This is a genomic window from Actinomadura physcomitrii (assembly GCF_008923205.2).
Lineage (GTDB): Bacteria > Actinomycetota > Actinomycetes > Streptosporangiales > Streptosporangiaceae > Spirillospora > Spirillospora physcomitrii.
Map to the genome: position 1 here is coordinate 16,099 of NZ_WBMS02000016.1, position 26,999 is coordinate 43,097.

A 26,999-nucleotide genomic window follows, 5' to 3' on the forward strand; every position below is an offset into this window, starting at 1 on the left:
CCTTTCACGGGGTCGTGCCTATCACGGGGTCGGGCCTTTCGGGAGGCGGGTCTGCGGGTCGGGTCTACGGGACGAGGGGGAACGGCAGCGGCGGGGCGTCGCCGTCGGGCAGGACGCCGAGGACCTTGGCGAGCCCGGCGGCGTCGGCGGAGCCGAGGTCGGTGCGGTGGGCGGCGCCGAGCACCGCCCACTCGGGGGCGTCGCGGCGGCGCGCGTCCTGCTGCGGGACGGCCTGCCCCGGGACGTCCTTCGGGGCGGGCTCGTCGGTCACCGCGACGAGCCGCACCCCGGCCGCCTCCAGCTGCGCGACGGACTGCCGCCAGTTCAGCCGGTGCGGGCACGGCTCGACGGGCCGGATCACGTCGCCGTGGCCGCTGCCGGGATGCGGCGGGCGGCCTGCGACGGTGAGCAGGATCCGGGCGCGGCCGTCGCGGGGGCCGTTCAGCAGCGCGGCGGCCCGGTCGAGGGAGTCCTCCAGCGGCGCCGCGCGCGCGCCGAACGGCCCGGACGGCGGGGACGGCAGGTCCGCGAGCGTCCGGGCGGCGTCGTCGGGCGGCTGCAGCGGCCCGCCGGACACCACGTCCCGGTTCTTGTACTTCGGGTGGATCGGGTGGTCCAGATGGCCGACGACGGCGACGCGGGCGGTGCCGCCCAGCTCGTCGCCGAGCAGTTCGAGCAGGTCCGCGACGAGGTCGCGGCGGCGGCGGGCGGTCTCGGCGCGGCCGCCGAGCTCCACCACGCAGACCAGCTCGGTCGCGAACGCGGTCGCGGGCAGCCGACGGGGGACGCGGCGCAGCAGGTCGGGCCAGGCGGGGGCGTCGTCGGTCACGGTGTCCGGTTCGAGGAACCGGAGCCGGCCGGGGCCGTCCAGCGCCACCCGGACGAGCCCGGCCGCGCCGCGCGGCATCCGCGCCGACACGATCCGGACCGGCTCCGGCGGGTCGTCCCAGGTGACGACGGCGAGCGCGGTCTGCTCGCCGGGGCCGGGCGGGCGGCGCACCCGCACCTGCGCCTCGTCGCCGGCCCGCGACCCGGCCGGGAACAGCGGCAGCCGCACCACCTCGGCGGTGCCGTCGCCGGGCCGCGACCGCAGCGCCGCCAGCCCGTAGGACAGGGCGATCGGCCGCTCGGCGACGATCCGCTCCAGCAGCGCCGCCGCGTCCGGCGCGCCCGCCGCGATCCGCACGTCCGGCAGCAGGTCGGTGAACGCCCGCACGACCGCGTCCGGGAACGGCATGCCGGGCATCGCCGACATCACCGCCGTGTCGACGGACGTGCAGTACCGCCGCACGAGGTCGCCGGCCGCGCCGCCGATCGTCGCGTCCGCCCACGCCGGGTCGATGCCGGACGGCCCGCCCGCGAGCTGGAACCGGCGATGCGCGGCGTCCTCCGGCAGGCCCGGCAGCAGCGCCGGCCACGGCACCGCCGCCAGCTCCCGGAACCCGAGCGGGCCCGCCGCCGGGACGCCGCCCGTCACGAACAGCCGCACCCCGGCGTCCTCCACCGCGACGACCACGAGCGCGCGGCCCGGGCCGAGCGCGTCCAGCACCGCGCCCAGCGGCGGCCGGGCCGCCTCCCGCCGCGCGGCGGCCTCCCGCCGCGCCTCCTGCCACTGCGCCTCCGTCGGCCTGCCGCGCAGGTGGGCGGCGTAGGGGAGCCAGTCGTCGCCGGCGCGCGCCGCGGCCCGCAGGTCGAACTCCAGCCGCGCCGCCGACAGCGCCGCCTCCGCCGCGGCCCGCTCGGCGCGGCCCGGACGCCACGGCCCGGCGAGCGTCCACCCGCACGCCGCGCACCGCACGTCCTGCCGCATCGCCGCCGCCTCCACCGCGGCCCAGCCGCCCGCGGGGTCGAGCGGCACCTCGCACAGCGGGCAGCGGTCAGCCGAGTTCATCGGGCACATCCTCCGGGAGCAGCAGGTTCAGCATCCGCGCGTCGGCGTCCGGGCGGTCCACCACCCGCTCGGCGAGCCGCGCCTCCATCCGCTCCAGCAGCCGGCGGACGGTCCGGCCGTTGCCGAACCCGGGCCGCCGCGCCGCGCCCGCGAGCCACGCCCGCGCCGCCGGGAGCGTCGCCGCGTCCAGCTCGTAGGCCTGCCGCTCCGCCATCGTCCGCAGGATCTCCAGCAGGTCGTCGACCTCGTAGGCGGGGAACTCGATCGTCTCGCCGAACCGGGAGCCGAGGCCGTCGTTGGCCGCGAGGAACCGGCGCATCGGCTCCGGGTAGCCCGCCGCGATCACCGCGAGCCGGCCGCGGTGCCGCTCCATCTCCTCGACGAGCGTGTCGATCGCCTCCCGCCCGAAGTCGTTGTCGCCGCCGGAGGTGAGCGCGTACGCCTCGTCGATGAACAGCACCCCGCCGAGCGCGCGCTCCACCGCCCGCCGGGTCAGCGGCGCGGTCTGCCCGACATAGCCCGCGACCAGCCGCGACCGGCCCGTCTCCACGACGTGCCCGCGCTCCAGCAGCCCCATCTCCCTGAAGATCCGGCCGAAGTGCCGCGCCACCGTCGTCTTCCCGGTGCCGGGCGGGCCGATGAACAGCAGGTTCGGCGCGACGACCTCGCCCTGCCCGCGCAGCCGCCGCAGCCGCAGCCGCTTCACCAGCACGTCCGCGCTCCGCTTCACCGGCGCCAGCCCCACCATCGCGTTCAGCTCGCCGAGCAGCTCCGCGGTGTCGCGCGGCGCCGGACGCGCGTCGCGCCGCAGCCGCTCCGGCAGGTCGCGCGGCTCCAGCGGCAGGCCCCGGTCGTCCTTCACGCGCCGCGCCCACCGCGCCGCCGTCTCCTGCGTCACGTCCCGGACGGCGCGGGCGTTGCCGAACCCCCGGTCGCGCGTGCGGTGCAGCTCCGCGACCACCTCGCCGAGCGCCGTCTCGAACCCCTCGCCCCACGCCATGCCCATCGGCCGCAGCTGCCGCGCCGCGATCTCCGCCAGCTCCGCCGGCCCGTAGTCGGGGAACGCGATGACGTTCTCGTGCGGGAACCGGCTGCGCAGCCCCGGGTTGCTGTCGAGGAACTCCTGCATCTCGTCCGGGTAGCCGGCGACGATCACCACCAGCTCGGCGCGGTCGTCCTCCATCCGGGCGAGCAGCTCGGTGATCGCCTCGCGGCCGAACCCGTCCGCCTGGTCGCTCAGCTCGTACGCCTCGTCGATGAACAGCACCCCGCCGAGCGCCCCGTCGACCACCTCGCGGGTCTTCGTCGCGGTCTGCCCGACGAACCCGGCGACGAGGTCGCTCGCCCGCACCGACCGGACCCGGCCGTGCCGCAGGATCCCGAGCTCCCGGTACAGGTCGCCGACGATCCGCGCGACCGTCGTCTTGCCGGTGCCGGGGTTGCCGGTGAAGACCAGGTGGTGCGACACCGGTTCCGCGCCCGCCGGCGGCCGGTACCGCAGGCCCTCCAGGTGCCGCTTCACCGGCTCCAGCCCGACCAGCTCGTCCAGCCGCCGCATCACGTCGCCGTCGGCGACCGTCGCGGCGATCCAGCCGTACCGGTGCAGCTGCTCCTGCCCGAGCGGGGTGCCCTCCGCCGCCATCCGCCGGCCGAGCCGCCGCTCCCACGTCTCCAGCGGGACGTCCTGCGCCGCCATCGCCCGGACCGTTCCGGCGAGCCGCGTCCAGTCCGCGATCCGCAGGTTCCGCTGGATCCGCAGCCGGTGGACGAGGCGGGTCAGTTCCGCCTCGCCGGGCGGCCGCACCAGCCCGGGCCTTGCCGGGCGCCGCTCCTCCGCCTGCACCACCTGCACCAGTCCCGGCAGGTCGCGGCTGCCCTCCGCGAACGCGCGGACCTCCGCCAGCGACGCCCCGCCGAACACCAGCACGCAGATGTTCCGGCTGCCCGGCCGGAACTCCAGCCACCGCTCCAGCGCCGCCGCGAACGGCGCCCGCGCCTCCTGCCAGCGCTCCAGCACCTCCAGCTGCTCGACGACGACCGCCGTCGGCGTCGACTCGTCCAGCATCAGGCTGCGCAGCATCCGCACCGCGAACGCCCCGGACATCGTGCGGCTCTCCGCCCGCGCCGGCGCCGGGGGCGCGGGCCGCAGCCGGCGGCGGCCGAGCGGCCCGCTGAACCCCGGCCGCATCACGGACGCGTCGCCCTCCGCCCGCTCGCCCGCCTCCGGATCGGCGGGCAGCCGCCGCGACGCCGCGTCCCGGACGGTCAGCGTCGCGTCCAGCGAGAAGAACACGATCCGCTCGTAGCCGGCGTCGTGCAGCGCCTCCCACACCGCGCTGCCGAGATCGTGCTGCCGGTACAGGCCGTCGACGAACGCGTCCTTGACGCCCGGCCCGTACAGCGGCAGCACGGACTCGCCCTCGCGCGCCGCGTCCCGCAGCGCCAGCAGACGCTCGGGCACCGCGCCGGCGGTGTCGAGCCGGACCGGTTCAGCGCTCATCGGCTCCCCGGCCGCGCACCCCGCCCCGGCCCCTGTCCTTCGGCCCGCTTCACCAGCGGGATCCCGGCCGCGGCCTCCCGGGGCGCCGGACGGGCCAGCCGGTCGAAGTCGCGCAGCGCCGGGTCGGGCTCGGCGGCGTCCTCCGCCGGGTCGCCGGCGTCCAGGCCCTCCGCGCGCAGTGCCCGGCTCACCGCCATCGACCGCTCCCGCCGCGCCGCCTCGTCCGGATCGTCCTCGTACGACAGGATCCGCAGCGTGAAACCGGGGCCGTCGCCGTCCGGCGCCACCTCCACCACGACCTCGCCGCCGTCCGCGCGGTGCCGCAGCCGGCTGAAGAACTCGCGCCGCTCGTCGCCCGCCGCGTAGGTGTTGCCGGACCAGGCGAACCCCTGCCCCTCCAGCACCGCCACCACCTGCTCGGCGACGTTCACCCGCAGCTGCGACGCGACGATCCGCTCCGCGGCCCGCTCGACCAGCCCGTCCAGCCGCCCCTCGTACTGCGGCGCCGCCTCGCTGATCAGCGCGCGCAGCTCCGCGGCGTCCAGCGGGCAGTCCGGGTCGGCGACCGCGTCCACCTGCCGGGCCACCTCGTCGCGCAGCGCGGCCAGGCCGCCGTCGGTCCAGTGGTCGACGTCCAGGACGACGCCCGGATCGGCCTCGGCGATCGGGCGCTCCGCGTTGTCCTCGATCGTCGCCGCGACCGTCCGCAGCGCCGCCAGGGCCTGCGCCCGGAGCGCCTCCCACTCCAGCGCGAGCCGCTCCACGTCCGCGCGCAGCTCGCTCAGGTCGAGGTAGAGGTCCTGCACCTGGCTCAGCGAGTACCCGGCCGCGTGCGCCTCCAGGTTGCCCCGCGCGACGTCCAGCCGGGACGCGAGCCGCTCCAGCCGGCCCGGCGCGAACCGGTCGTGCGGCAGCGTGTCGCGGATCGCGTCGTGCATCGTCCGCGCGTCGCCGAACAGCCGCCGTGCCGCCTGCGCCGCCGCGTCGCTCTCGCCGCGCAGCTCGCCGACCCGCGCGTCCACCGCCGCGAGCCCGGCGCGCCGCTCCGCCCGCTCCCGGGCGATCTCCGCGGCGAGCCGCTCGCCCTGGTCCGCCAGCTCCCGGCGGCCCTCGGCGAGCCGCTCGCCGTGCTCGCGCAGCTTGCGGCCGGTCTCGTCCTCCAGCTTCCGCGCCTGCTCGCTCAGCCCGGCTAGCGCGCGGTCCGTGCCGTCCTGCCGGGCCGCCGCCTCCTGCCGCACCCGCTCCACGTCCTCGCGCGCGGCCCGCTCCACCTGCCGCAGCAGGCGCGGCATGTCCCGCCGCACCTTCGCCAGGTCGCGGGCGGACGCCTGCGCGTCCCGCCACGCCGCCGCGTCCACCGAGATCACCTTCGCGCCGCTCATCGGGGCTCCTCGCCGCTCGTGCCCTCGCCTACCGTGCCGGTGAAGCCTTCGCATCCAAGGGCAGTGCCTTCGCGTCCTTGGACCGTGCCTTCGCGCGCGCGGGCGAAGCCCTCGGACAGCGCGCGGGGCGGCACGCCGACCAGCAGCGCCTCCCCGCCGCGGACCCGCACCTCCGCGCGGCGCGGCCCGGCCGCCAGCTCCTCCGCCGCGCCCGCGAGCCGGTCCGTCAGGTGGTGGACGCGCTGGTTGGCGCTGCCGCGCAGGCCCCGGTCGTCGTTGCGGGACCGCACGTACCGGCCGTCGATCAGCACGTCCACCTCGGCGAGCAGCGCCTCGGCGTCCGGCCGGCCCGTCAGCTCGGACCGCCGGAACCCGGTGAAGCACAGGACCGACAGCTCGCGCCGCGCGCGCGCCGCGCGCACCAGGTCGGCCAGACCGGCCGCCTGCGCCATCGGCTCGCCGCCCGACAGCGTCAGGCCGGTGACGTCCGGGTCGGCCAGCAGCTCGTCCGCCAGGTCGTCCGGCGCGACCCGGCGGGCCTCGCGGAACGGGATCCAGTCCGGCGCGAGGCAGCCCCGGCACTGGAACGGGCAGCCCTGCACCCACACCACCGAGCGCAGCCCCGGACCGAGCGCCCGCGTCCCGACGCACGTCTCCGCCACGTTGATCACCGGCGCCGGTCCTGCCACCAGTTCGTCAGCGGTCCGAGGAACTGGTCACGGCGCGACCGGCGGGTGTCGTCCCGCACGTGCTCCTCGTAGCCGGACGGCCCGAACCTCGACGGCTGCGGCGCGTTTCCGGCCCGCCCGCCGCTGTACCCGAGCGGGCTTCCGCCGAAGGGTCCGGCGCCGCCGCCCGCCGCCGGAGCGCCTCCCTGCGGCTCGGCGCCGAACGGCTCGGCACCGAACGGCAGGGCACCGCCGAACGGCGCCGGGTCGCCCGTGCCGCCGCCGTACTGCGGTTCGCCGGGCCGGCCGTTCATCACCCGGACGTTCGACGACCCGCCGCCCGCGAAACCGCCACCGTGACCGCCGCTGTGACCGCCACCGGGAGCGCCGCCCGCGGACGGTGCCGGCCGTCCCGCCGGGTACCCGCCGTTGCCGGGCGCCACCGGCGGATCGAACGCGACCCCGCCCGGGTTCGCGGGCCGCACCGGCGGGTCGAAACCGCGGCCGCTCGGGCTCCCCGCCCCGAAACCGCCCGGCGCACCGGACCCGAAGCCGCTCGCGGAGCCCGGCGCCACCGGGGCGGCGTAGCCCGGCTCCGTCCGGACGTACCGGTCGAGGTCGGCGGGGATCCGCGCCATCTCGCGCCGCTTCCACTCCTCCAGCGCCGCCTCGCCGACCTCGGCCTCCGCCATCGCCGTCCGCTGCGCGAGGCCCTCCAGCATCGCGCGGCGCGCGTCGTACACCAGCCCCGCGTACTTGACGTCGTCGGCCGCGCGGACCCGCGCCACGTCCGCGTCGCGCCGGGCGAGGTGCGCGCCGGTCTCCCGGTTCTCCCGCTCGTGCGCCGCGACGAGGTCGTCGTACACGGTCGGCGGCCCGAACAGCTGCATCATCTTCACCAGCACCGGCAGCAGCTCGATCGCGATGAACATCAGCGTGACGAACAGGTGCGCGGTGCCGATCGTGCCGTTCTTCTGCGACAGCCGGTTGAGGGCCTCCAGCCGCAGCGCCATCCCGTCGGAGTCGCGGGTGTCGGCCGCGTGCTGGGCCTGCAGCGCGGACTGCTGCTTCTTCAGCCGGGTCAGCTCCGCGTTCACGCCCTCGGCGCCGCCCTGCCCGTTCAGCTCGTTCTGCGCGTCCTGCACGCCCTTGGTCTTCAGCTGCGCCAGGTAGTTCTTGAGCTGGGTGTCGGCGGTGTCGAAGTCGCGCTTGGTGTCGTTGTAGTCCTGGATGCGCTTGCGGGCCTCCGGGCCGAGGCCGGCGCGGCCCGTCCCGCACTTGCCGAGCTGCTCGCAGGTCAGCTTCTCGCGCCGCTGCTCGAGCTGCTTCTGCAGCTGGTCGCGCTTGTCCTGGAGCTGCTTGAGGGTGGGGTCGGCGTCCGGCGTCGCGGGCAGGCCGCCGGAGGTGATCTGCGCCTGCAGCTGCTGCTTGCGCTGCTCCAGCCAGGCGATGCGCTTGCCGACCTGGTCGTCGGCCGTCTGCGCCTGGTACTTCGACTCCGCCTCGGCGTGCAGGACGTTGACCTCCTGCGAGATCTCCGGCGCGAAGATCTGCAGGACGATCGGCATCGACAGCACGAACCCGAACAGCAGCGCGAGCGCCAGCCGGGGCAGCGCGAGGAACACCACGCCCCACTTGCTGGTGGTGCGGGTCATGGAGGCGACGAGCCAGCGGTCCAGCGACAGGATGCCGAGGAACCAGCCGGCCGTCAGCAGCACGATCACCGGCCACGGCGCCTTCAGCGCGATGTGCAGCGCCGCCGCCATCGACGCGCCGGCCAGCGCCGCCGTGAAGATCACGACGCTGCCGAGCCCCTGGAATCGGGTCTTGTCGGTGGGGGACTGCCGGAGGATGTCGCGGTTGGCGCCGGACGCCCACAGCAGCGGGGAGAACCGCGTCCCGCCGCGCGGGGCGGGCGGCGGGGGCGGCGTGCTCGCTTCGGTCATGTGCTCGGCCCTCACTGGACGTTCGGTCGGGGGGACGGGCCCGGTCGGGGGGAGGGGCCCGCTCGAAGGAACAGGGGGGATCCGGTCCGCGGTGGGAGCGGGGTTCGGGCGCAGCAGCGCGCGCAGGCGGCCGGGCGCGCGCCGGTGGAGTGCGGCCTCGCGCAGCGGCTCGGCGCGCTCGTCGACGTCCTCGACGGGACCGCCGGGCGCCCGGACGGCGGCGCGGGCGTGCGGCGGCGCGACGCGCGGGTGCGGCACGGCCGCTCGGACGTCCCGTTCGTTCGCCGGTTCCGGTCCCGGCACTCCCATATCGGGCACTCCCATATTGGGCACCCAGAGCGGCGGGACCCCTCCCGGCGGGCCGCTAGGCGGGCCTTCCGGGACGCCGCCCGGTGCGCCGCTCCCGTCCGGTGCGCGGTGGCCGCGCATGCCTCCGGACGGCGGGCGCGGGTGCCCGCCCGGCTCGTCCTCCCACGCCATTCGCACCTCCGCCGCGGCGTTGTCGGGCCACCGGTCCGCCGGTCGTCGGCCGGACGGCAGCGCGGGCCGCGATGCCACCGGCTATGAAGTTGTGACGCATTCCTTACCGAGAGGGTTCGTCAAATACTGGCAGTTATCTCGAGAAGCTTGTGAGTCCCCTGACACAGATGGGAGAAGTGGCCGCAATCGGCCGCGGATGGCCGGTTTTGGACCCTTGCGGCCGTTGCGTCCGGGCCGCCGCGGGGGACCGTTGCGGGCCGGGCGGGGCGGGCGTCGAATGGACGGCATGACGAGGTTCCTGCGGATCGAGGACGACGCCGCCCGGACGCGCGCCCGCTTGACATTGAGTGAGCACCCACTCAAGCTAGGATTGAGCGCACACTCAGTCAGGGAGGCTCCGATGTACCCCGAGCTCAACGGCAAGGTCGTCGTCATCACCGGCGGATCGCGCGGCATCGGCGCCGGCACCGCGCGCGCGTTCGCCGCGGAGGGCGCGCGGGTCGCGGTGCTCGGCCGCGACGGCGACGCCCTCGACCGGGTCGCCAAGGAGACCGGCGGCATCGGCGTCGTCGCCGACGTCACGAGCCTCGCCGCGATCGAGGACGCGCGCCGCCGCGTCGAGGCCGGCTTCGGCCCCGCCGACGTGCTGTGCGCCTTCGCCGGCGGCGGCATCGCCCGGCCCGGCCCGACCGCCGCCATGACCGAGGAGGAGTGGCGCTCGGTCGTCGACGGCAACCTCACCGCGACCTTCCTCACCCTGAAGAGCTTCCTGCCGGGCATGCAGGAGCGCGGCGCCGGCTCGATCGTCACGATGTCGTCGTCGGCGGGGCGGATGCCGTCGAACCTGCCGAGCGCCGGCGGCAGGGAGCTGGGCAACCCGTGGGGCGCCCCGGTCGCCTACGAGGCGGCCAAAGCCGGGGTCCAGGCGCTGACCAGGCACGTCGCCGCCGAGGTCGGCGGGCAGGGGATCCGCGTCAACTGCGTCGCGCCGGCCGCGATCCGCACCGAGCGCACCGAGCGGGTCATGCCGCGGGACGTGCAGGACAAGGTCGCCGCGATGTACCCGCTCGGCCGCATGGGCGAGCCGCACGACGTCGCGTCCGCCGCCCTCTTCCTCGCCTCGGCGCAGTCGTCCTGGCTCACCGGCCTCGTCCTCGACATCGCCGGCGGCAGGATCATGCTGTGACCCGGCGAGGGCGCCGCGCGCGGAGCACGGCGCCCTCGCCCGGCCGCACGGCGGCTAGACGGCGAGGTTCAGCGCGAGGACGAACACCAGGCCGCAGACCGAGATCACCGTCTCCATCAGCGACCACGACTTGATCGTCTGCCCGACGCTCAGCCCGAAGTACTCCTTGACCAGCCAGAACCCGGCGTCGTTGACGTGCGAGAAGAACAGCGAGCCGCTGCCGACGGCGAGCACGAGCAGCGAGGTGTCGCCGGTGCTCAGCCCGGTGACGAGCGGGGCGAGGATGCCGGACGCGGTGACGGTCGCGACGGTCGCCGACCCGGTCGCGAGCCGGATCAGCACGGCGACGAGCCAGCCGAGGACGAGCACCGACACCCCGCTGCCGTCCACCCAGTCCGCGATGGTCTTGCCGATGCCGGTGTCGACGAGCGTCTGCTTGAAGCCGCCGCCCGCCGCGACGATCAGCAGCACGCCGGCGATCGGCGGCAGCGACCTCTCCAGCGTCGTGGTGATCGTCCGGCGGTCCATGCCGGCGCCGAGGCCGAGCGTGAACATCGCGACGACCACCGCGATGAGCAGCGCGATCAGCGGCGTGCCGAGGTTGTCGAGGACGGTGTAGGCGTCGGTGCCCTCGTCCAGCACGATGTCGGCGAACGCCTTGAGCAGCATCAGCACGACCGGCAGCAGCACGGTCGCCAGCGTGATCGCGAACGAGGGGCGGCGCCGGCCGCCGTCCGCGCCGTCCGTCTCGGCGTCCTTCTGGTCGGTGGTGAACAGCTCGGGCGGCCGGACGTCCACCCAGCGCGCGGCGAACCGGGCCAGCAGCGGCCCGGCGATCGCGACGGTCGGGACGGCGACGAGCACGCCGAGGCCGAGGGTCACGCCGAGGTCGGCGTGCAGCGCGTCGATCGCGACGAGCGGCCCGGGGTGCGGCGGGACGAGCCCGTGCATCGCCGACAGCCCGGCCAGCGCCGGGATGCCGACCGCGATGATCGACTGCCCGGAGCGCCGCGCCACCAGGTAGATCACCGGCATCAGCAGCACGAGCCCGATCTCGAAGAACATCGGCAGCCCGATCAGCGCGCCGACCAGCGCCATCGCCCAGGGCAGCGCGCGCCGCCCGGACCGTCCGACGATGGTGTCGACGATCTGGTCGGCGCCGCCGGAGTCGGCGAGCAGCTTGCCGAACATCGCGCCGAGCGCGATCAGCGCGCCGACGCCGGACGCGGTGTCGCCGAAGCCCTTGCCGAAGCTCTTCACGGTGTCGGCCATCGGCAGCCCCGCGATGGCCCCGACCAGCAGCGAGCCGAGGGTGAGGCTGAGGAACGGGTGCACCTTCAGCCAGGTGATCAGTACGACGATCAGCGCGATGCCGGCGAGCGCGGCGGGCACCAGCCGGCCGCTGGACGCGTGCGGCGCCGCGGCCAGCACGATCGAGTGCATCTGCGGTCATCCTCCTCGGTGGCGGGCTGGGGAACCCCGGGGCGGGGCGCGCCACCCCGCCGAGTGCACCTCATTAACCAGCCGTTAACAAGAGGTCGAGTGGAAAAAACATATCTTTGACATCCGGGTGCGCTTACATCGACGCAATCATGTGATGATTGACGCCATGGTGCGAGACAGCCAAGCCGGGTCGCCCGGGAGCGCCGGGTCGCCCGAAAGCGCCGGGTCGCCCGGGAGCGCCGGGTTGCACGGCAGCGTCGTCGATCGGCTCGGCGTGCAGATCACCTCGGGGGCCGTCCCGGCGGGCGAGGTGCTGCGGATCGAGCAGCTGGAGGCCCGGTTCGGCGTCTCCCGCTCGGTGGTCCGCGAGGCGATCCGGGTGCTGGAGTCGATGGGGATGGTGAGCAGCCGCCGCCGCGTCGGCATCACGGTCGCGCCCCGCGCCTGCTGGAACCTGTTCGACCCGCGGATCATCGCCTGGCGGCTCGACGGCCCCGGCCGCGACGAGCAGCTCCGCGAGCTCGGCGAGCTGCGGCGCGGCCTGGAACCGGTCGCGGCGCACCTCGCGGCGCTGCGCGCGACGCCCGCCCAGTGCGGCACGCTGACCGGCGCCGTGATGCAGATGGCGGTGCACGGCAAGTCCGGCGACCTGGAGGCCTACCTCGAGGCGGACGTGCTGTTCCACCGGACGCTGCTGGAGGCGTCCGGCAACGAGATGATGGGCGCGCTCAGCGGCGTGGTCGCCGCCGTCCTCGCCGGCCGCACCCACCACCATCTGATGCCGGCGCGCCCGGAGCCCGCCGCGATCCGCTGGCACGCCGAGGTCGCCCAGTCCGTCCAGGCGGGCGACGCCGCGGCCGCCGAGCGCGCGATGCGCGACATCGTCGACGAGGCGACCCGCGCCATGCTCGACCCCTCCTCCCCCTCGGACGCGGCGCCGCCGGCCCCGCCGTCGATACTGGGTCCATGACTCTTCCGCTGAGCCCGGACGAACTGCTGACCACCACCCGTACCGTGCGCAAGCGCCTCGACCTGGCCCGTCCCGTGCCGATGGACCTCGTCCGCGAGTGCCTGGAGATCGCCCTCCAGGCGCCGAGCGGCAGCAACCGGCAGGACTGGCAATGGATCGTCGTCACCGACACCGAGAAGCGGAAGGCGATCGGCGAGTACTACCGGCGCTCGTTCGCCGCGTACGCCGCGGCGGGCGGCCCGTCCGCCGGGCGGTACGCGGACGACCCGGACCGCGCGCAGGTGCAGCGGCGTGTCGGCGACAGCGCCGCCTACCTGGCCGAACGCATGGGCGACGTGCCGGTGCTGGTGATCCCGTGCCTGCGGCTGCAGGGCGGGAAGCTGCCGGACGGCAACCAGGCGGGGCTGTGGGGGTCGCTGCTCCCGGCCGTGTGGAACTACGCGCTCGCGGCGCGCGCGCGAGGCCTCGGCACCGCGTGGACGACGCTGCACCTGGTCTACGAGCAGGAGGTCGCGGACGTCCTCGGGCTGCCGGCCGACGTGCGGCAGGGCGCGCTCGTCCCGACCGCGTACTACACGGGCGACACGTTCCGCCCGGCGCCGCGCGTCCCGCTGGACGAGGTCCTGCACGTCGACGGCTGGTGATCCGGGCCCCCGCGCGGGGCGAGCACCGGCGATCCCCCTCGGCCCGCCGGGAGTCTCGCCCCGCGAGTCGCGGGTCGCGGGGCGCGGTGCGGCGCGTGGGCCCGCCGGTCCGCCGGGTCAGGCGGTCGGCGCGTTGGCAGGGCCGCGCCGGTCAGCGGCCGGTACGGGCCGCCGGGCCGGGATGGGCGCGGCCGCGCCTGCGGACGTCCGCGAAGATCGCCTCGGAGATCGCGGTGGCGGCCCGGTCGGGGTCGGCGGCCGGGCAGAACGGCTGGAACCAGCGGGCGAACGGGCGGCCCTTGCGGTCGCGGCGGGGGCGCTGCCAGTGCCAGTACAGGCCCTCCCCGGCGGCGGGCCCGCCGCCGGACGGGCCGCCGGGGGGCGGCAGCAGCCAGACGGTGCGCCCGACGTACGGCTCGACCTGCACGCACTGCGCCGAGACCGCCATCGGCGCCGCCGCGCTCTCCCAGGCGCCGCTCTCCCACGGGCCGGACGTGCGCAGGCCGAGGGCGTGCAGGCGGGACATGAGCCGGCGCGCGTACTCCTCGGCGTCCTCCGCGCCCTTGACGTCTTTCGCGTCTCTCGCCTCGCCGGGCATGGCGTTCGCGGACCCGCCGGGCTCTCCCGCGCGGCCGGTGGTGTCCGGGTGCGGGGGCTTGGCGAGTGCGGAGATCGTCATGCGGGCTCCCGGAACCGGTGGCGGTGTCTGACAGCCAGCTCGGGCGACGCTGACTCTCTGCGAAAGACGGTCCTACGCGTGCAGCAGTGTGTCAAGCGCTTCATGTCAATTTACATGGCGCGGATCACGGAATGATCGTTTGCGTCGGATGACGGCCCGGCGGCAGAAGCTGCATAATGCGGGTTGCATGGTGTGATGACCCCGGTGTAGACACGAAAGCATGACCCCCGGTGACGACGGGCCGGTGCTGTCGGGATGGCTCCTCGGCAATGCGCTCGCCAATGCCCGTAAGGCGTCCGGTGAGTCGGTGGCGTCCATCTCGCGCGAACTCGGCGTGCATCCGCAGACCGTGCGGCGATGGGAGAACGCCGAGGTCACGCCCAGTGTCCTGGTCCTGCGCGGGCTCTGCGCGCAGTACGGGGTCCCGCCCGACAAACAAGACGAGCTGGAAGAATTGCGGGAACGGGCGAGCCGGCCGGGCTGGTGGAACGGCAGCGGCGACTGGCCCGACGCCACCGCCGAACTGCTCGGCATGGAGATGGCGGCCGTCCGGATTCGTGCTTGGGATCTGACCGCGATTCCGGGGCTGCTGCAGACGCCCGCCTATGCCCGGCACGTCATCAAGGCCGTGGACCCCAGCATCCCGCCGCCCCGCGTCGACTCCGGCGTCGAGTTGCGGATGGGACGGCAGAACGAGGTGTTCGGCGGCGCGGTCCGCGAGGCCGTCTTCATGATCGACGAGGCCGCCCTCGCCCGGATGCCCGGCGGCCCCGCGCTGCGCCGTGCGCAGATCGCGCGGCTGCTGGTCCCGCCGCCCGCCGTGACCGTCCAGGTCATGCCGTTCAGCGCCGGCCCGCACCCGGCGCTCGGCTCCTTCATGGCGTTCGACTTCGATTCGGAGGTCATCAGCGCGGGCGTCTTCGTCGAGGGATCGGTGACCGGGCGCAGCCGGGTCGAGATCGGCAAGGCCGTCGCGCGCTACGAGCAGGTCTGGGCCTGGCTCCAGGCGAAGGCACTGACCGCGAAACAGACGACGGAACACCTCGAGAAGATGATGGAAAGGATAGATCCGAATGAGGAACCGTGATCTCATTGACCCCGGCAGCTGGCGCAAGTCGTCGCGCTCGAACGCCGCGCAGGACGCCTGCGTGGAAGTCGGCGCCGGCGACCGGGTCATCGCGGTCCGCGACACCAAGGACCGCGACGGCGGAACGCTGGTGTTCGCCGGCGAGAGCTGGCGCTCCTTCGCCGCGAAAGTGAAGGCGGGCCAATTCGACCTGTGAGTTCCCGAAGGGAAGCGAAGGGCACCCGAGGACCCGCCGGGCGCCCTTCTCCCGTCCCTCGACCTTCTCTCCCCCAGGATGTGCGATGGCCATTCATCCCGACTCCGAAGGCGCACTGCGACGCGGCGACGGAGCCCCCTCACCGGGACGGATCTACGACTTTCTCCTGAACGGCCGGCATCACACACCGGCGGATGAGACGGCCGCCCGCAAGCTCCTGGAGAAGATCCCGCAACTGCATTACATGACGCAGGCGAACCGCATATTCCTGCAGCGCGCGGCGGGCGCCATGGCACGGGCCGGCATCGACCAGTACATCGACCTCGGCTCCGGGATCCCGACCGCCTGGAACACCCATGAGGTCGTCCAGGTCGTCCACCCGGACGCGAAGGTCGTCTACGTCGACAACGACCCCGTCGTCCTGGACATGTCGCGGGACATCCTCCGCCGCCGCGGAGAGACCGGCGTCGTCTACATCGACGCCGACATCGCCGACCCCGGGGCCGTCCTCGACGACCCCGAAGTGAAGCGGCTCATCGACTTCTCCCGGCCCGTCGGCTACATGCACGTCGCCATCTGGCACTTCGTGGGCGGCCCCGAGCAGGACGCCGTGGCGCTGCTGCGCGAGTACCTCGACCGCGCCGTCTCCGGCAGCTACCTCGCGCTGTCCCACATCACGGCCGACGGCCAGCGCGCCGACCAGGTCGAGCGCATCAAGGAGATCTACAACGACGCCACCGCCAAGGTGCACTTCCGGACGTTCGGGGAGGTCGGCCGCTTCTTCGACGGCTGGGAGTACCTCTCGCCCCACGAGGGCGCCGAGCCCGGCCTGTCCTACGCCGAGCTCTGGGGCAGCAAGAACCCCGCCGAGGTCGACCCGTCCTACTCCTGGGTGCCCGCCGGCGTCGCGCGCAAGCCCTGACCCGACGTTCCCGCCGGTATCCGAGCACGTCAGGGCCGGGTTGACTTAAGGTGAACGCGTGTCGGAGTCATCGCCGCGCCGGCTGCCCAGGGGGCGCTCGGCGCTTTCACCCGAGGAAGTGGAACGCATCCAGCGGTCGCGGCTGTGCGCCGCGATGGCGGAGGTGATGGCCGAGAAGGGGTACGTCGCCACCTCGGTCGCGGACGTGCTGCAGCGGTCCGGGGTGTCGCGGCAGAGCTTCTACCAGGTGTTCGACAGCAAGCTCGACTGCTTCATGGCCGCCTTCGACGTCGCGCGGGACCTGCTCGTCCAGCACCTGCTGGAGATGATCGGCGCCGGTGCGGACGGCCGTCCCGCGGCGATGGGGACGGGCGACGCGATGGACCGTTTCGAGCAGGGCTTCACCGCCTACCTCGAGGCGCTCGCCATCGAGCTGCCCTACACCCGGCTGTTCCTGATCGAGGTGTACGCGGCCGGGCCGGAGGCGATCCGGCGGCGCGCCGACCTGCAGAACATGATCACCGATACGCTGGCCGACATGCTCGGCGCGCGCGACGACGCGGGCCGCTTCACCTGCCGGATGATCGTCGCGGCGACCAGCACGCTGGTGACGAACGCGGTCGCCGACAACGACCTGGACGCGCTGCGCGCGATCGGCCCGCCGCTCGTCCGCAACGTCCGCACGCTCTGGGCGGCCGGTGCGTTCGGGCGCCGGCCCGTCTCGGACGCCGGCGCCTGACCGGGCCGCGCCCCGCGACGACGGCGGACCGGTCAGGACGGCGCCGCGTAGCGGGCGGCGATCGCTTCGGCACGGTCGCGCAGGCGGTCGCGCAACCACTGCGGAGCCAGCGCCTCCGCGCCCGCGCCGAGCTGCCACAGCGCCCATACGGCGTGCCTGCGGTCCTGGAAGGCGACCTCCAGCCGCAGCCGCCCGTCCGCGCCGGCGTCCACGTCGGCGTCCTCGGCGCGGACGGCCAGCGCGGTGCCCACCAGCTCCTCCCGCCGCGCCGGATCCACCAGGACCAGCACGGTGACCTGGTCGCCGCCCGTCCGGAACCGCGTGCTGCGCTCCCGCCAGGCCCGGTCCAGGTCGACGCGGTCGGGCCGCCGCGCGGGTTCGGCGAGTTCCTCGGCGGCCAGCACGCGGGACAGCCGGTAGGTGCGGTCCGCGCCGGACCGCGTGGCCAGCAGGTAGCCCTGGTCGCGCACGGTGACCAGGCCGATCGGGTCCACCGTGCGCCACTTCGGGTCCTGGCCCACGGCCGCGTAGCGGATGCGGAGCCGGTGCCCGGCGAACACCGCGCGCCGGATCTCGGCCACGACCGCCTCGGGCACCTCCTCGGCGACCGCCCGGCGGGACAGGAGATCGGTCTCCGGATCGATGAGCAGCCGCTCGACCGCGCCGGCCGCGGTGTCCCGATGGCCTTCGGGCAGCGCGTCGACCACCTTGAGCATGGCCGAGGCGAGCGCCGAGCCGAGACCGAACGCCTGCGCGCCGCGCCGCGACCCGGCGACCAGCAGCGCGAGGGCCTCGTCGTGGTTCAGCCCGGTCAGCTCCGTCCGGAAACCGGGCAGCAGCGCGAAACCGCCGTGCCGGCCGCGCTCGGCGTAGACCGGGACGCCCGCCGCCGACAGCGCCTCGATGTCCCGCAGCACCGTCCGGGTGGACACCTCCAGCTCGCGCGCCAGCGTCGCCGCGGACATCCGGCCGTGCCGGCGCAGCAGCAGCACCAGCGAGACCAGCCGGTCGGCGCGCACCTTGCGAACGTATCGAATACACGACAAAAGGTGTCGTGTTTTGTTGCCAGGCTCATCACCACGGCGCCGAGCCGATCGGCGCACGGACCGAAGGAGCCGAAGAGCCATGGAACGTACCGCGATCAACCCGTGGGCGTGGTCGGGGGAGCTGGGCTACGACCAGGGGACGCTCGTCTCCGGCCACACCCGCACCCTGTACTGCGCCGGGCAGACCGCGATGAGCGGCGACGGCGAGCCCCTCCACCCCGGTGACATGGCCGCGCAGCTCGCGCTGAGCCTCGACAACGTGGAGGCCGTGCTCGGCGAGGCCGGCATGTCCCTCGCGGACGTCGTCCGGCTCAACGTCTACACCGTCGACGTCGACCTGGTGTTCCAGCACTACGGCGTGCTCGCGGCGCGCTTGGGCGCCGCCGGGGCGACACCGTCCACCACCATGCTCGGGGTGACGAGGCTGGCCCTTCCCGACCTGATGGTCGAACTCGAGGCGACCGCGACCGCGTGACCGCCCGAGAACCACCCTGGGGTGGCGTGCCGGCCCAGGAGGGCCGACACGCCACGCCGGCTATCGGGGACATGGTGGGAGGTTTACGACAATAACGGCAAAAGGTATATGGGGTAATTTAGTGGCCATAAGGGTTATGTAACCGGAATGGATTGATCGGCGACGGTGCGTGTGCCACTCTTTCCCGGTGCCCCTCCCCGGCAGGGGACCGTCGGCCGGCGTCCCGAGCGCCCGCGGCCCGCTGCCGTGTCGCACGGTGCCGAGGCTTAGGTGAAGAAGGCTGCTTTGAGGAAACGCCGGATGACCTGCGACGCGCACCCGCCGGCAGCGGACGCCGGAGCGCGCCGGTGAAGTGGCCGTGGCGCACCCGGCGGGCCGTCCCCCCGCAGCGGCCCGTTCCGCAGCCGCAGGCCTTCCCGCAGGCGCAGCCGCAGAGCGCTCCGCAGGCGCAGGGGGTTCCGCAGCCGCACCCGCAGATGCGGCCGCCCGCGCAAGTGCCCGCGCAGCCGCAGATGGGGATGCCGGTGGCCGCGCAGCCCCAGGTGCAGACGCGGGCTCCGGCACGCATCACCACCGATCCGGACGTGTGGCCGGACCTGTGTGAACGTTTCTGTCTGCAATTCCTCGTCCTGGCGGAGAAGATGCGTCCCGCGATGGACCTGCTGGAAGAGCAGGAGGAGGACCCGGACCGGCTCGAGGCCCTGTATGAGATCGACCACGGCGTGACGCGCATGCGGCGCGCCGCGCGCGACCTGCGCGTCCTCGCCGGCCGGGACGCCGAGGAGGCGTCCGGGGCCGACACCTCGCTGCTCGACGTGGTGCGGATGGCGGAGTCGTCCATCGAGCAGTACCAGCACGTGTCGATCCTGCGCGTGGTGGAGCTCGCGGTGCCCGCGTACGCGGCGGAGGACCTCGCGTCCCTGGTCGCGGCGCTGCTGGACAACGCGACCCGGTACTCGCCGTCGCGGGTGACGGTGAGCGCGCACCTGCTCGCCGACGGCGCCGTGATGCTGCGCATCGAGGACTCCGGCATCGGCATGTCGCCCTCGCAGCTGGACGGCCTGAACAAGGCGCTCGCCGGGCCGGTGCCGCCGATGACGGACGAGACGTCCCGGCAGACGGGCTTCCCCGTGGTGCACCGGCTGGCCCGCCGGCACGGCATCGGCGTGCGGCTCGCCGGGCGGACGGGCGGGACGGTCGCGATGGTGACGATCCCCCCGTCGCTGCTCTGCGAGATCCCCGCGGACGAGCCGCACACCAACGGGACCGGCGAGATGCCGCCGGGGATGGCGCACCTGGCGATGGCGCGCCGGGTGGAGCGCCCGGGCGGAGCGGCGCCGGAACGCCCGGTGCCGGAATTCGCTGGGCCGGAGCGCGCGGTGCCCGCGGAGCGTCCGGCGGTGCCCGCCGCGGTGCGGCGCCCGGCCGTCCGGGAGGCGGGCCGCGAGCCCGACCTCGGCGGCCTGCCGCGCCGGGAGCGGGCGAGCCTGCGCCCCGTCGCGCCGCCCGCACCGGACACGCCGCCGGCGCCGTCGGCGCCGCCGGCCTCGGATGCGGCGGACGCCGGGAGCGGGTCGTCCTTCGCCGCGGACCTGGACGCCTTCACCGCGGGAGCCAGCCTCCCCGGCCCTGGGACGGCCGGGACCGACGAGCCCTCGAAGGCTCCGGAAGCCGCGCACGACCTGGAGGAAGGACGGCAGTGAGCATCGCCTCCACGGGCCCCAGCGGCCCCCAGGACTTCGGGTGGCTGCTGCGGCAGTTCGCCTCGTCCACGCCCGGCGTGACGTTCGCGCTGATCGTGTCGTCGGACGGGCTGGCGCTCGTCGAGTCGGGCCCGATGCCGTCGGAGTTCGTCGACCCGATGGCCGCGCTGACCAGCGGGATGATCAGCCTGGGCAACAACATCGCCAAGCACGTCGGGGCCGGCGGCTGCGACCAGGTGATGCTGAAGTTCGCGTCCGGGCACCTGCTGTTCATGGGGATCGGGCAGCTCGCCGGGCTGGTGGTGCTGGTCGGCGAGGGCGCGAACCTCGGCGCGGTCGCGCACGAGATGGCGAAGTTCGTGCACGGCGCCGGGCACGTCCTGACCCCGCAGATGCGCGACGACCTGCGCCGCATGACCGAACAGGCGATGCCGTGACCGGCGCCGCGGGCACCGCGCCCGCCCCGGCCCGCGCGCTCCGCCGGGCCGGCACGTCCGGCACGCCCTGTCCGGCGCGCACGCCCGGCCCGGCCCGTCCGGGCCTGCGGGGAGGAGGGACATGACGGCCAATCCGTGGGTGCGGCCGTACGTGCTGACCGGCGGCCGGACCCGGGGCAGGCGGCACCTGCTCGTGCACACCGTGGTGTCCGGCGCGGGGTACGACGCGGCGTTCGCCGAGCGGCTGCTGCCCGAGGCCAGGGCGCTGTACGAGCGGGCGCACGCCGCCGCCGAGTCGGTCGCCGAACTGTCCGCGCACTGCGGGGTGTCGCTCGGGGTCACCCGCGTCCTGCTCGCCGACATGGCCGCGGGCGACCGGGTCGTGATCGCCGCGGAGGGCGCCTCGCCGTACGACCCGCACGTCCTGGAGAGAGTGATCGATGGTCTACGCCAGCTCGCCTGACCCGGGGCGGGGACAGGGGCCGGACGCCGCGCGCCGGGCGCCGGGCGCGCGGCCGGCGGCGCCCCGCACCTCGGTCAAGATCGTCGTCGCGGGCGGGTTCGGGGTCGGCAAGACCACGCTGGTGGAGGCGATCTCGGAGATCCCGGCGGTGAACACCGAGGCGTGGATGACGCAGGCGGCCCGGACCGTCGACCCGCTCGCCGACGCCGGCGGCAAGACGACCACGACGGTCGCGATGGACTTCGGCCGCGTCACCCTGGCCTCCGACCTGGTGCTGTACCTGTTCGGCACGCCGGGCCAGCCGCGGTTCTGGCCGATGTGGGACGACCTGTGCCGCGGCGCGAGCGGCGCCCTGGTCCTGGTGGACACCCGGCGGCTGGACGTGTCGTTCGCGGCCGTCAACTACTTCGAGAACGACTCCGACGTGCCGTTCATCGTGGCGGTGAACCTGTTCGACGGACGGCAGACGCACACGCTGGAGCAGGTGGCGCAGGCGCTCCGGCTGGACGCGGGCGTCCCCGTCGTCGCCTGCGACGCGCGGGACCGCGGCTCGGTCGTCGCGACGCTGACCGCGACGCTCGGCCACACCCTCGACCGGACCGCGGGCCGCGGCACCGTCGCGTCCCGCTGACCCCTGCGCGACCGGGCCGGGCCGCCCGTCCCGGCGTCCATGACCGCCCCGCACAAGGAGGAAGCGTTGCGAAGGATCCTGATCGTCGGAGCGGGGCAGGCCGGCCTGCAGCTGGCCCTGTGCCTGCAGTCGGCGGGCTACGAGGTCACCGTCATGTCGGCGCGGACGCCGGAGGAGATCCGGCACGGCCGGATCATGTCGACGCAGTGCGTGTTCTGGCCGCAGCTGCAGATCGAGCGCGACCACGGCCTGAACCTGTGGGAGGACCGGGCGCCCAAGATCGTCGCGCAGCGGGTGACGGTGGCGGGGCCGCCCGGCAACCGCGCGTTCCAGACCCTCGGCCGCTGGGACCACTACGCCCAGTCGGTGGACCAGCGGGTCAAGATGTCGGGCTGGCTGGAGCTGTTCGAGGAGCGCGGCGGCAACGTCGTCTACCACAGCGTGATGACGTCCGACCTGGAAGGGCTCGCCGCCCTGTACGACCTGACGCTGATCGCGGCGGGCAAGGGCGAGCTGGTGGACCTGTTCGACCGGGACGCGAGCCGGTCCCCGTATGACCGTCCGCAGCGCAAGCTGTCGTGCATCTACCTGCACGGCATGACGCCGTGGCCGGACCACCCGGAGCCGCACGTCCGGATCACCGCGACGCCCGGGATCGGCGAGCTGTTCTTCATGCCGGGCTACACCAACACGGGGCCCTGCGACATCCTGCTGTGGGAGGCCGTCCCCGGCGGTCCGTTCGACGTGTGGGACGACCGGCCGGACCCCGCCGGTCACCTCGCCCGCACGCTCGACATGATGCGGCAGTACGCGCCGTGGGAGTACGAGCGGACCGTCGACGCCCAGCCCACCGACGCCCGCTGCACCCTGTACGGCGGGTACGCGCCGGTCGTGCGCCGCCCGGTGGGGCGGCTGTCGGAGTCCGCGCTCGTCCTCGGGATGGGCGACGTGGTGGTCGCGAACGACCCGGTGACGGGCCAGGGCGCCAACAACGCCGCGCGCTGCGCCGAGATCTACTTCCAGGAGATCCTGCGCCGCGGCGACCGCCCGTTCGACGCGGAGTGGATGCAGCGGACGTTCGACGCCTACTGGGAGTACGCGAAGCACCCGACGGCGTACACGAACATGATGCTGGGGCCGCTGCCCGAGCACGTCCAGAAGGTGCTGGCGATCGCGGCGGAGAACGAGGCGGTCGCGTACCGGTTCGCCTACGGGTACGCCAACCCGCCGGACTTCTCGAACTGGCTGCTCGACCCGGTGAAGACCGAGCAGTACCTGGCCACCGTCACCGGCTGACCCCGAACCCGAGGCCGTCCGCCCCGCCGGGGGCGGGCGGCCCTTTCATCGTCGTGCGCTGGATCACCATCCGCCGTGTTGCATGGTCATGCATTGGCGTGCATACTTCTACTCATGTCCAAGGTGCTCACCTCTCTGCCTGTCGGCCAGCGCGTCGGGATCGCCTTCTCCGGCGGCCTCGACACCTCGGTAGCGGTCGCGTGGATGCGCGAGAAGGGCGCCGTGCCCTGCACCTACACCGCCGACATCGGCCAGTACGACGAGCCCGACATCGCCTCGGTGCCGGGCCGCGCCACCGCCTACGGCGCGGAGGTCGCCCGGCTGGTCGACTGCCGGGAGGCCCTGGTGGAGGAGGGGCTCGCGGCGCTGGCGTGCGGAGCGTTCCACATCCGCTCGGCCGGCCGCGCCTACTTCAACACCACCCCCCTCGGCCGCGCCGTCACCGGCACCCTGCTGGTCCGCGCGATGCTCGAGGACGACGTGCAGATCTGGGGCGACGGCTCCACCTACAAGGGCAACGACATCGAGCGGTTCTACCGCTACGGCCTGCTCGCCAACCCGTCCCTGCGGATCTACAAGCCGTGGCTGGACGCCGACTTCGTCGGCGAGCTCGGCGGCCGGACGGAGATGTCGCAGTGGCTGGCCGAGCGCGGCCTGCCGTACCGCGACAGCACCGAGAAGGCCTACTCCACCGACGCCAACATCTGGGGCGCGACCCACGAGGCCAAGGCCCTGGAGCACCTGGACGCGGGCATCGAGCTCGTCGACCCGATCATGGGCGTCCGGTTCTGGGACCCCGAGGTGGAGATCCTCACCGAGGACGTCACCGTCGGCTTCCAGCAGGGCCGCCCCGTGACGATCAACGGCAAGGAGTTCGCCACCGCCGTGGACCTGGTGCTGGAGGCCAACGCGATCGGCGGACGGCACGGCATGGGCATGTCCGACCAGATCGAGAACCGGGTCATCGAGGCCAAGAGCCGCGGCATCTACGAGGCGCCCGGCATGGCGCTGCTGCACGCCGCCTACGAGCGGCTCGTCAACGCCATCCACAACGAGGACACCCTCGCCACCTACCACAGCGAGGGCCGCCGCCTCGGCCGGCTGATGTACGAGGGCCGCTGGCTCGACCCGCAGGCGCTGATGCTCCGCGAGTCGCTGCAGCGCTGGGTCGGCACCGCCGTCACCGGCGAGGTGACGCTGCGGCTGCGGCGCGGCGAGGACTACTCGATCCTCGACACGTCCGGCCCGTCGTTCAGCTACCACCCGGACAAGCTGTCCATGGAGCGCACCGAGGACTCCGCGTTCGGGCCCGTCGACCGCATCGGCCAGCTGACCATGCGCAACCTCGACATCGCCGACTCCCGCGCCCGCCTGGAGCAGTACGCGGGCCTCGGCATGGTCGGCGACGCGCACCCGGCGCTGATCGGCGCCGCGCAGGCCGCCTCCACCGGCCTGATCGGCGCGATGGACGCCGGCGGCGCCCAGGCGATCGCCTCCCGCGGCGAGACGTCCACCGGCGAAGAACTCCTGGACGCCGCCGCCATGGAATCCGGCACCGACTGACCGTCGAGTTGTGGGGGGGGGGGGGGGGGGGGGGGGGGGGGGGAGGACCCCCCCCCCCCACCCCGCGCACGGCCCCGCGGTGGAGGCGGCCTGCGCGGCGCCGATCAGCGCCGGGTGCGCGTCGCCGACCATGCCGGATAACCACGACACGCCACAAGTGAACGTCAGGACCGCGCGTTGGCCTTCTCGATGGCCTTGACGAGCTGCTTCTTGCTCATCGTGGAGCGGCCCGAGACGTCCAGCCGCTTGGCGACGTCGTAGAGGTGCTGCTTCGACGCGTTCGCGTCGACGCCGCCCGCGGTCTTCCGGGAGGTCTTCACGCCGCCCGCCGCCTGCCGGTCGGACGGGCCCTTGGCGCCCTTGGCCTTGGGCTCCCAGTGGTCGCCGACCTTCTCGTGCGTGTGCTTGAGCGCGGAGTAGGCGACGCGGTGCGCCCGCTGCCCCTCCCCGTACTCCTTGACGGCCGAGTCGTGCGCCTTCGCGAACGTGCGCTGCGCCTTGGCGTCCGAGCGCTGGACGGGTCCGGGCAGCTCCTGTTTGTTGACCCGGCCCTTGCTGCTGGTCATCGGCATGGTGCTGCTCTCCTCCGTACGCGTATCGCGTCTCCCCCAACGCCGTACCCACCCGAACCGAACATCCACATCCCCGCCCTCCGGCTCAGAACTCGGCCCGATGCCGTCCCCGGTACCGGGGACGGCGCCCTATCGCGAGCACGGCGGTCGAAGCCGCCAGCATCGCCGCACTGCACGCCACGAGCCCGAGCATCGCCACCGTCATGCCCATGGCGGCACCCCCGGCACGCCGCTGAGCAGCCGCTTCACGGTCGCCACGGCGTCCTCGACGCGGTTCGCCTCCGCGACGGGATATCTCCACGACGTCCAGTACCAGAGCCTGCCCGCGTCCTCCTCCCGCGGCCCGACGATCAGGACGGCGCACGGGTAGACGGTGCAGCACCCGTCCGCGTATAGGGGTTCTCGGCATGGAGCCCGTCCGGCCCCATCCAGGCCTGAAGCCCGTGCGCTCGCAGAACGGTCCCCAGCGCTTCCAGGCGCGCTCTAGCATCGGGGGTCATGGGTCGCTCGCCTCCTATCGGCGGTCGGTCCAAGGTCCTGGTGCGACGTGCCCGCGTCGCATCAGGACCGTGTTTGATCCGACACTTACGGTACCCGAGCAGCACCGAGTAACACCGGGTAACTCAACATTGCACGGGGCGGCCCACCATGGATGGGTGGAGTTCGATCTCGACCAACCGCGCGCCGCCTACGAGGTGATCGCGGACACCATTGCGGCGGAGATCGGCGCGGGCCGCCTGCGCCCCGGCCAGCGGGTGCCGTCCGCACGCGAGATAGCCACGGACGCGGGCGTCGGCATGCGGACGGCCGAGGCCGCGCTGCGGCTCCTGCGCGAGCGCGGGCTGACCGTCGCCGTGGTCGGGAAGGCGACCTACGTCGCCGAGCCGAGCGCCGGCGCTTCACCCTCGGACGCCGACGGCGAGTAGCGGCGTGGACCTTGAGGGGCCGGAGCCGATGTACCGGCAGATTGCGGCTGAGCTGGAAAGGCGTATAGACGCGGGCCGCTACGCCCCGAACCGGCCCATCCCGTCGGAGACCGCCCTCTGTGAAGAGTTCGGGGTGGGCCGGAACACGGCGCGCGCCGCCGTGCGCCTGCTCGCTGAGAAGGGCCGCATCGTCACCGTGAAGGGCAAGGGCTCCTACGTCCGCGCGGACGGTGGCGCAGATCGCTGAGGCACCGGGCGTTTGACGGGCGCTCGCCGGCCGCCCCAGGTGGAATATGGGTTCTGGTGCGGAATGCCGGAGAATGGCCGGTAACTCGGCTGGAGAGGGATGCGCGATGGACGGTGCTGTGCAGGGCCCGCCGCCGCCCGGGGTGGACATGACGACGCCGAGCGTGGCGCGCATGTACGACTACTTCCTCGGGGGCAAGGACAACTACGAGTGCGACCGGCTCGCGGCGCAGGAGGTCGTCCGGGCGCTGCCGACGGTGGAGGGCGTCGCGCGGGCGAACCGGGCGTTCCTGCAGCGGGCGGTGCGGTTCGTCGCCGAGTCGGGCATCGACCAGTTCCTCGACCTCGGCACCGGGCTGCCGACGCAGGGCAACGTGCACGAGATCGCCCGCCGGGTGCGGCCCGGCGCGCGGGTCGTCTACGTCGACAACGACCCGCTGGTGGCGGCGCACGCGCGGGCGCTGGTCGACACCGACGAGCGGACCGCCGTCGTCGAGGCCGACCTGCGGGACCCCGCCACGGTGCTCGACGATTCCCAGGTCCGCGCGCTGATCGACTTCGGGCGGCCGCTGTGCGTGCTGTTCGTCGCGGTCCTGCACTTCGTGCCGGACGAGCGGGACCCGGCGGGCATCGTCCGGCGGTTCACCGAGGCGATCCCGCCCGGCAGCCACGTGATCCTGTCGCACGCGGCGGTGGAGGAGCGGCGCAACGTGAACGTCGGGGAGACCTACCGTTCGCAGTCGGCGAACGCGGCGCTGGTCGCGCGGACGCGGGAGCAGGTGGCGGGGCTGCTGGACGGCCTGACGATCCTGGAGCCCGGGGTCGTCCCGCTGCACGGGTGGCGGCCCGCGGGCAACGAGTACGTCACCGACGCCGGCTGGACGGCCGTCGCCCGCAAGGACGGCTGA

The 26,999-nt window shown here is 74.3% G+C and carries 27 protein-coding genes; 17 read left to right on the forward strand and 10 right to left on the reverse strand.

The window, feature by feature from the left end; translation table 11 throughout:
• Positions 1 to 64 precede the first annotated feature (64 nt).
• From F8568_RS20940 to F8568_RS49710, 5 genes are read right to left on the reverse strand one after another with little or no spacing between them, the layout of a single operon-like run.
• Positions 65 to 1,891, reverse strand: coding sequence for a hypothetical protein (locus F8568_RS20940; protein WP_151595351.1), 1,827 nt, complete (start codon positions 1,889 to 1,891; stop codon positions 65 to 67).
• On the reverse strand, positions 1,878 to 4,391 hold the full coding sequence (locus tag F8568_RS20945; protein ID WP_151595353.1) for an AAA family ATPase: 2,514 nt from the start codon (positions 4,389 to 4,391) through the stop codon (positions 1,878 to 1,880). Before F8568_RS20945 ends, F8568_RS20940 begins: the two co-directional genes overlap by 14 nt.
• The gene (locus F8568_RS20950) at positions 4,388 to 5,773 is read right to left on the reverse strand and encodes a hypothetical protein (protein WP_160573686.1); all 1,386 of its coding nucleotides are present in this window, start codon (positions 5,771 to 5,773) and stop codon (positions 4,388 to 4,390) included. The genes F8568_RS20945 and F8568_RS20950 overlap by 4 nt, the downstream gene beginning before the upstream one ends.
• Positions 5,770 to 6,444, reverse strand: coding sequence for a 4Fe-4S single cluster domain-containing protein (locus F8568_RS20955; protein ID WP_202125200.1), 675 nt, complete (start codon positions 6,442 to 6,444; stop codon positions 5,770 to 5,772). Before F8568_RS20955 ends, F8568_RS20950 begins: the two co-directional genes overlap by 4 nt.
• Entirely contained in the window at positions 6,441 to 8,696 is a 2,256-nt protein-coding gene (locus tag F8568_RS49710; protein ID WP_160573687.1) for a DUF4407 domain-containing protein, read from the reverse strand. The genes F8568_RS20955 and F8568_RS49710 overlap by 4 nt, the downstream gene beginning before the upstream one ends.
• Before the next feature lie 571 nt (positions 8,697 to 9,267).
• On the opposite strand from F8568_RS49710, the gene F8568_RS20965 reads away from it, so the two are divergent.
• Positions 9,268 to 10,053, forward strand: a complete 786-nt coding sequence (locus F8568_RS20965; protein WP_151595359.1) for an SDR family NAD(P)-dependent oxidoreductase — start codon at positions 9,268 to 9,270, stop codon at positions 10,051 to 10,053.
• A 54-nt stretch (positions 10,054 to 10,107) separates the two neighbouring features.
• Here F8568_RS20965 and F8568_RS20970 read toward each other — a convergent pair whose 3' ends face one another.
• Complete coding sequence (locus F8568_RS20970) at positions 10,108 to 11,496, reverse strand: GntP family permease (RefSeq protein ID WP_151595361.1); 1,389 nt, start codon at positions 11,494 to 11,496, stop codon at positions 10,108 to 10,110.
• A 166-nt stretch (positions 11,497 to 11,662) separates the two neighbouring features.
• Between F8568_RS20970 and F8568_RS20975 the strand changes: the two genes are divergently transcribed.
• The gene (locus F8568_RS20975) at positions 11,663 to 12,466 is read left to right on the forward strand and encodes a FadR/GntR family transcriptional regulator (protein ID WP_151595363.1); all 804 of its coding nucleotides are present in this window, start codon (positions 11,663 to 11,665) and stop codon (positions 12,464 to 12,466) included.
• Complete coding sequence (locus F8568_RS20980; RefSeq protein ID WP_151595364.1) at positions 12,463 to 13,110, forward strand: nitroreductase family protein; 648 nt, start codon at positions 12,463 to 12,465, stop codon at positions 13,108 to 13,110. The genes F8568_RS20975 and F8568_RS20980 overlap by 4 nt, the downstream gene beginning before the upstream one ends.
• Before the next feature lie 151 nt (positions 13,111 to 13,261).
• On the opposite strand, the gene F8568_RS20985 is transcribed toward F8568_RS20980, so the two are convergent.
• Positions 13,262 to 13,789: a hypothetical protein gene (locus F8568_RS20985; RefSeq protein ID WP_151595366.1), complete on the reverse strand. Its 528-nt coding sequence runs from the start codon at positions 13,787 to 13,789 to the stop codon at positions 13,262 to 13,264.
• 220 nt (positions 13,790 to 14,009) lie between these two features.
• On the opposite strand from F8568_RS20985, the gene F8568_RS20990 reads away from it, so the two are divergent.
• The 4 genes from F8568_RS20990 to F8568_RS21005 all read left to right on the forward strand — a co-directional run bounded on the left by F8568_RS20990 (position 14,010) and on the right by F8568_RS21005 (position 16,733).
• Positions 14,010 to 14,876: a helix-turn-helix domain-containing protein gene (locus F8568_RS20990; protein ID WP_151595367.1), complete on the forward strand. Its 867-nt coding sequence runs from the start codon at positions 14,010 to 14,012 to the stop codon at positions 14,874 to 14,876.
• The gene (locus F8568_RS20995) at positions 14,863 to 15,072 is read left to right on the forward strand and encodes a DUF397 domain-containing protein (RefSeq protein ID WP_151595369.1); all 210 of its coding nucleotides are present in this window, start codon (positions 14,863 to 14,865) and stop codon (positions 15,070 to 15,072) included. The genes F8568_RS20990 and F8568_RS20995 overlap by 14 nt, the downstream gene beginning before the upstream one ends.
• A gap of 85 nt (positions 15,073 to 15,157) precedes the next feature.
• Positions 15,158 to 15,994, forward strand: a complete 837-nt coding sequence (locus tag F8568_RS21000; RefSeq protein WP_151595371.1) for an SAM-dependent methyltransferase — start codon at positions 15,158 to 15,160, stop codon at positions 15,992 to 15,994.
• A 118-nt stretch (positions 15,995 to 16,112) separates the two neighbouring features.
• Positions 16,113 to 16,733, forward strand: coding sequence for a TetR/AcrR family transcriptional regulator (locus tag F8568_RS21005; RefSeq protein ID WP_328600974.1), 621 nt, complete (start codon positions 16,113 to 16,115; stop codon positions 16,731 to 16,733).
• A gap of 32 nt (positions 16,734 to 16,765) precedes the next feature.
• Here the strand turns inward: F8568_RS21005 and F8568_RS21010 are convergent, their stop codons facing one another.
• Positions 16,766 to 17,752, reverse strand: a complete 987-nt coding sequence (locus F8568_RS21010) for a helix-turn-helix transcriptional regulator (RefSeq protein ID WP_151595375.1) — start codon at positions 17,750 to 17,752, stop codon at positions 16,766 to 16,768.
• Between the two features lie 106 nt (positions 17,753 to 17,858).
• Here F8568_RS21010 and F8568_RS21015 point away from each other — a divergent pair, with 106 nt between their 5' ends.
• The 7 genes from F8568_RS21015 to argG all read left to right on the forward strand — a co-directional run bounded on the left by F8568_RS21015 (position 17,859) and on the right by argG (position 24,347).
• Entirely contained in the window at positions 17,859 to 18,254 is a 396-nt protein-coding gene (locus F8568_RS21015; RefSeq protein WP_151595377.1) for a RidA family protein, read from the forward strand.
• Between the two features lie 347 nt (positions 18,255 to 18,601).
• Entirely contained in the window at positions 18,602 to 19,957 is a 1,356-nt protein-coding gene (locus F8568_RS50505) for a sensor histidine kinase (protein WP_160573688.1), read from the forward strand.
• Positions 19,954 to 20,394: a roadblock/LC7 domain-containing protein gene (locus tag F8568_RS21025; protein WP_328600975.1), complete on the forward strand. Its 441-nt coding sequence runs from the start codon at positions 19,954 to 19,956 to the stop codon at positions 20,392 to 20,394. Before F8568_RS50505 ends, F8568_RS21025 begins: the two co-directional genes overlap by 4 nt.
• A gap of 121 nt (positions 20,395 to 20,515) precedes the next feature.
• Positions 20,516 to 20,857 carry a DUF742 domain-containing protein gene (locus F8568_RS21030; protein WP_151595380.1) on the forward strand — a complete coding sequence of 114 codons (342 nt, stop codon included), beginning with the start codon at positions 20,516 to 20,518 and terminating at the stop codon, positions 20,855 to 20,857.
• Positions 20,835 to 21,488, forward strand: a complete 654-nt coding sequence (locus F8568_RS21035; RefSeq protein ID WP_151595382.1) for a GTP-binding protein — start codon at positions 20,835 to 20,837, stop codon at positions 21,486 to 21,488. Before F8568_RS21030 ends, F8568_RS21035 begins: the two co-directional genes overlap by 23 nt.
• A gap of 66 nt (positions 21,489 to 21,554) precedes the next feature.
• A complete protein-coding gene (locus F8568_RS21040; protein WP_151595384.1) occupies positions 21,555 to 22,784 on the forward strand; it encodes a styrene monooxygenase/indole monooxygenase family protein in 1,230 nt (409 codons plus the stop codon).
• 114 nt (positions 22,785 to 22,898) lie between these two features.
• The gene (gene argG, locus F8568_RS21045; RefSeq protein ID WP_151595386.1) at positions 22,899 to 24,347 is read left to right on the forward strand and encodes an argininosuccinate synthase; all 1,449 of its coding nucleotides are present in this window, start codon (positions 22,899 to 22,901) and stop codon (positions 24,345 to 24,347) included.
• 164 nt (positions 24,348 to 24,511) lie between these two features.
• On the opposite strand, the gene F8568_RS21050 is transcribed toward argG, so the two are convergent.
• A complete protein-coding gene (locus tag F8568_RS21050) occupies positions 24,512 to 24,919 on the reverse strand; it encodes a ChaB family protein (RefSeq protein WP_151595388.1) in 408 nt (135 codons plus the stop codon).
• A gap of 85 nt (positions 24,920 to 25,004) precedes the next feature.
• Positions 25,005 to 25,130, reverse strand: a complete 126-nt coding sequence (locus F8568_RS49715; protein WP_268896331.1) for a hypothetical protein — start codon at positions 25,128 to 25,130, stop codon at positions 25,005 to 25,007.
• Positions 25,131 to 25,575: 445 nt separating this feature from the next.
• Between F8568_RS49715 and F8568_RS50510 the strand changes: the two genes are divergently transcribed.
• The 3 genes from F8568_RS50510 to F8568_RS21065 all read left to right on the forward strand — a co-directional run bounded on the left by F8568_RS50510 (position 25,576) and on the right by F8568_RS21065 (position 26,999).
• On the forward strand, positions 25,576 to 25,845 hold the full coding sequence (locus tag F8568_RS50510) for a GntR family transcriptional regulator (RefSeq protein ID WP_160573689.1): 270 nt from the start codon (positions 25,576 to 25,578) through the stop codon (positions 25,843 to 25,845).
• A 4-nt stretch (positions 25,846 to 25,849) separates the two neighbouring features.
• The gene (locus F8568_RS21060) at positions 25,850 to 26,092 is read left to right on the forward strand and encodes a GntR family transcriptional regulator (protein WP_328600976.1); all 243 of its coding nucleotides are present in this window, start codon (positions 25,850 to 25,852) and stop codon (positions 26,090 to 26,092) included.
• 106 nt (positions 26,093 to 26,198) lie between these two features.
• Positions 26,199 to 26,999, forward strand: coding sequence for an SAM-dependent methyltransferase (locus F8568_RS21065; protein WP_151595392.1), 801 nt, complete (start codon positions 26,199 to 26,201; stop codon positions 26,997 to 26,999).

Bases quoted from the DNA above. Each gene is read 5' to 3' on its own strand.
- F8568_RS49710 (WP_160573687.1), bottom strand. From the start codon at position 8,696: ATGGGAGTGCCGGGACCGGAACCGGCGAACGAACGGGACGTCCGAGCG.
- F8568_RS49715 (WP_268896331.1), bottom strand. From the start codon at position 25,130: ATGGGCATGACGGTGGCGATGCTCGGGCTCGTGGCGTGCAGTGCGGCG.
- F8568_RS21065 (WP_151595392.1), top strand. From the start codon at position 26,199: ATGGACGGTGCTGTGCAGGGCCCGCCGCCGCCCGGGGTGGACATGACG.
- F8568_RS20940 (WP_151595351.1), bottom strand. From the start codon at position 1,891: ATGAACTCGGCTGACCGCTGCCCGCTGTGCGAGGTGCCGCTCGACCCC.
- F8568_RS21015 (WP_151595377.1), top strand. From the start codon at position 17,859: ATGGAACGTACCGCGATCAACCCGTGGGCGTGGTCGGGGGAGCTGGGC.
- argG (WP_151595386.1), top strand. From the start codon at position 22,899: ATGTCCAAGGTGCTCACCTCTCTGCCTGTCGGCCAGCGCGTCGGGATC.
- F8568_RS20975 (WP_151595363.1), top strand. From the start codon at position 11,663: ATGGTGCGAGACAGCCAAGCCGGGTCGCCCGGGAGCGCCGGGTCGCCC.
- F8568_RS20980 (WP_151595364.1), top strand. From the start codon at position 12,463: ATGACTCTTCCGCTGAGCCCGGACGAACTGCTGACCACCACCCGTACC.
- F8568_RS20990 (WP_151595367.1), top strand. From the start codon at position 14,010: ATGACCCCCGGTGACGACGGGCCGGTGCTGTCGGGATGGCTCCTCGGC.
- F8568_RS21030 (WP_151595380.1), top strand. From the start codon at position 20,516: ATGACGGCCAATCCGTGGGTGCGGCCGTACGTGCTGACCGGCGGCCGG.
- F8568_RS20970 (WP_151595361.1), bottom strand. From the start codon at position 11,496: ATGCACTCGATCGTGCTGGCCGCGGCGCCGCACGCGTCCAGCGGCCGG.
- F8568_RS21000 (WP_151595371.1), top strand. From the start codon at position 15,158: ATGGCCATTCATCCCGACTCCGAAGGCGCACTGCGACGCGGCGACGGA.
- F8568_RS20995 (WP_151595369.1), top strand. From the start codon at position 14,863: ATGAGGAACCGTGATCTCATTGACCCCGGCAGCTGGCGCAAGTCGTCG.
- F8568_RS21050 (WP_151595388.1), bottom strand. From the start codon at position 24,919: ATGCCGATGACCAGCAGCAAGGGCCGGGTCAACAAACAGGAGCTGCCC.
- F8568_RS20985 (WP_151595366.1), bottom strand. From the start codon at position 13,789: ATGACGATCTCCGCACTCGCCAAGCCCCCGCACCCGGACACCACCGGC.
- F8568_RS21035 (WP_151595382.1), top strand. From the start codon at position 20,835: ATGGTCTACGCCAGCTCGCCTGACCCGGGGCGGGGACAGGGGCCGGAC.
- F8568_RS20965 (WP_151595359.1), top strand. From the start codon at position 9,268: ATGTACCCCGAGCTCAACGGCAAGGTCGTCGTCATCACCGGCGGATCG.
- F8568_RS20950 (WP_160573686.1), bottom strand. From the start codon at position 5,773: ATGAGCGGCGCGAAGGTGATCTCGGTGGACGCGGCGGCGTGGCGGGAC.
- F8568_RS20945 (WP_151595353.1), bottom strand. From the start codon at position 4,391: ATGAGCGCTGAACCGGTCCGGCTCGACACCGCCGGCGCGGTGCCCGAG.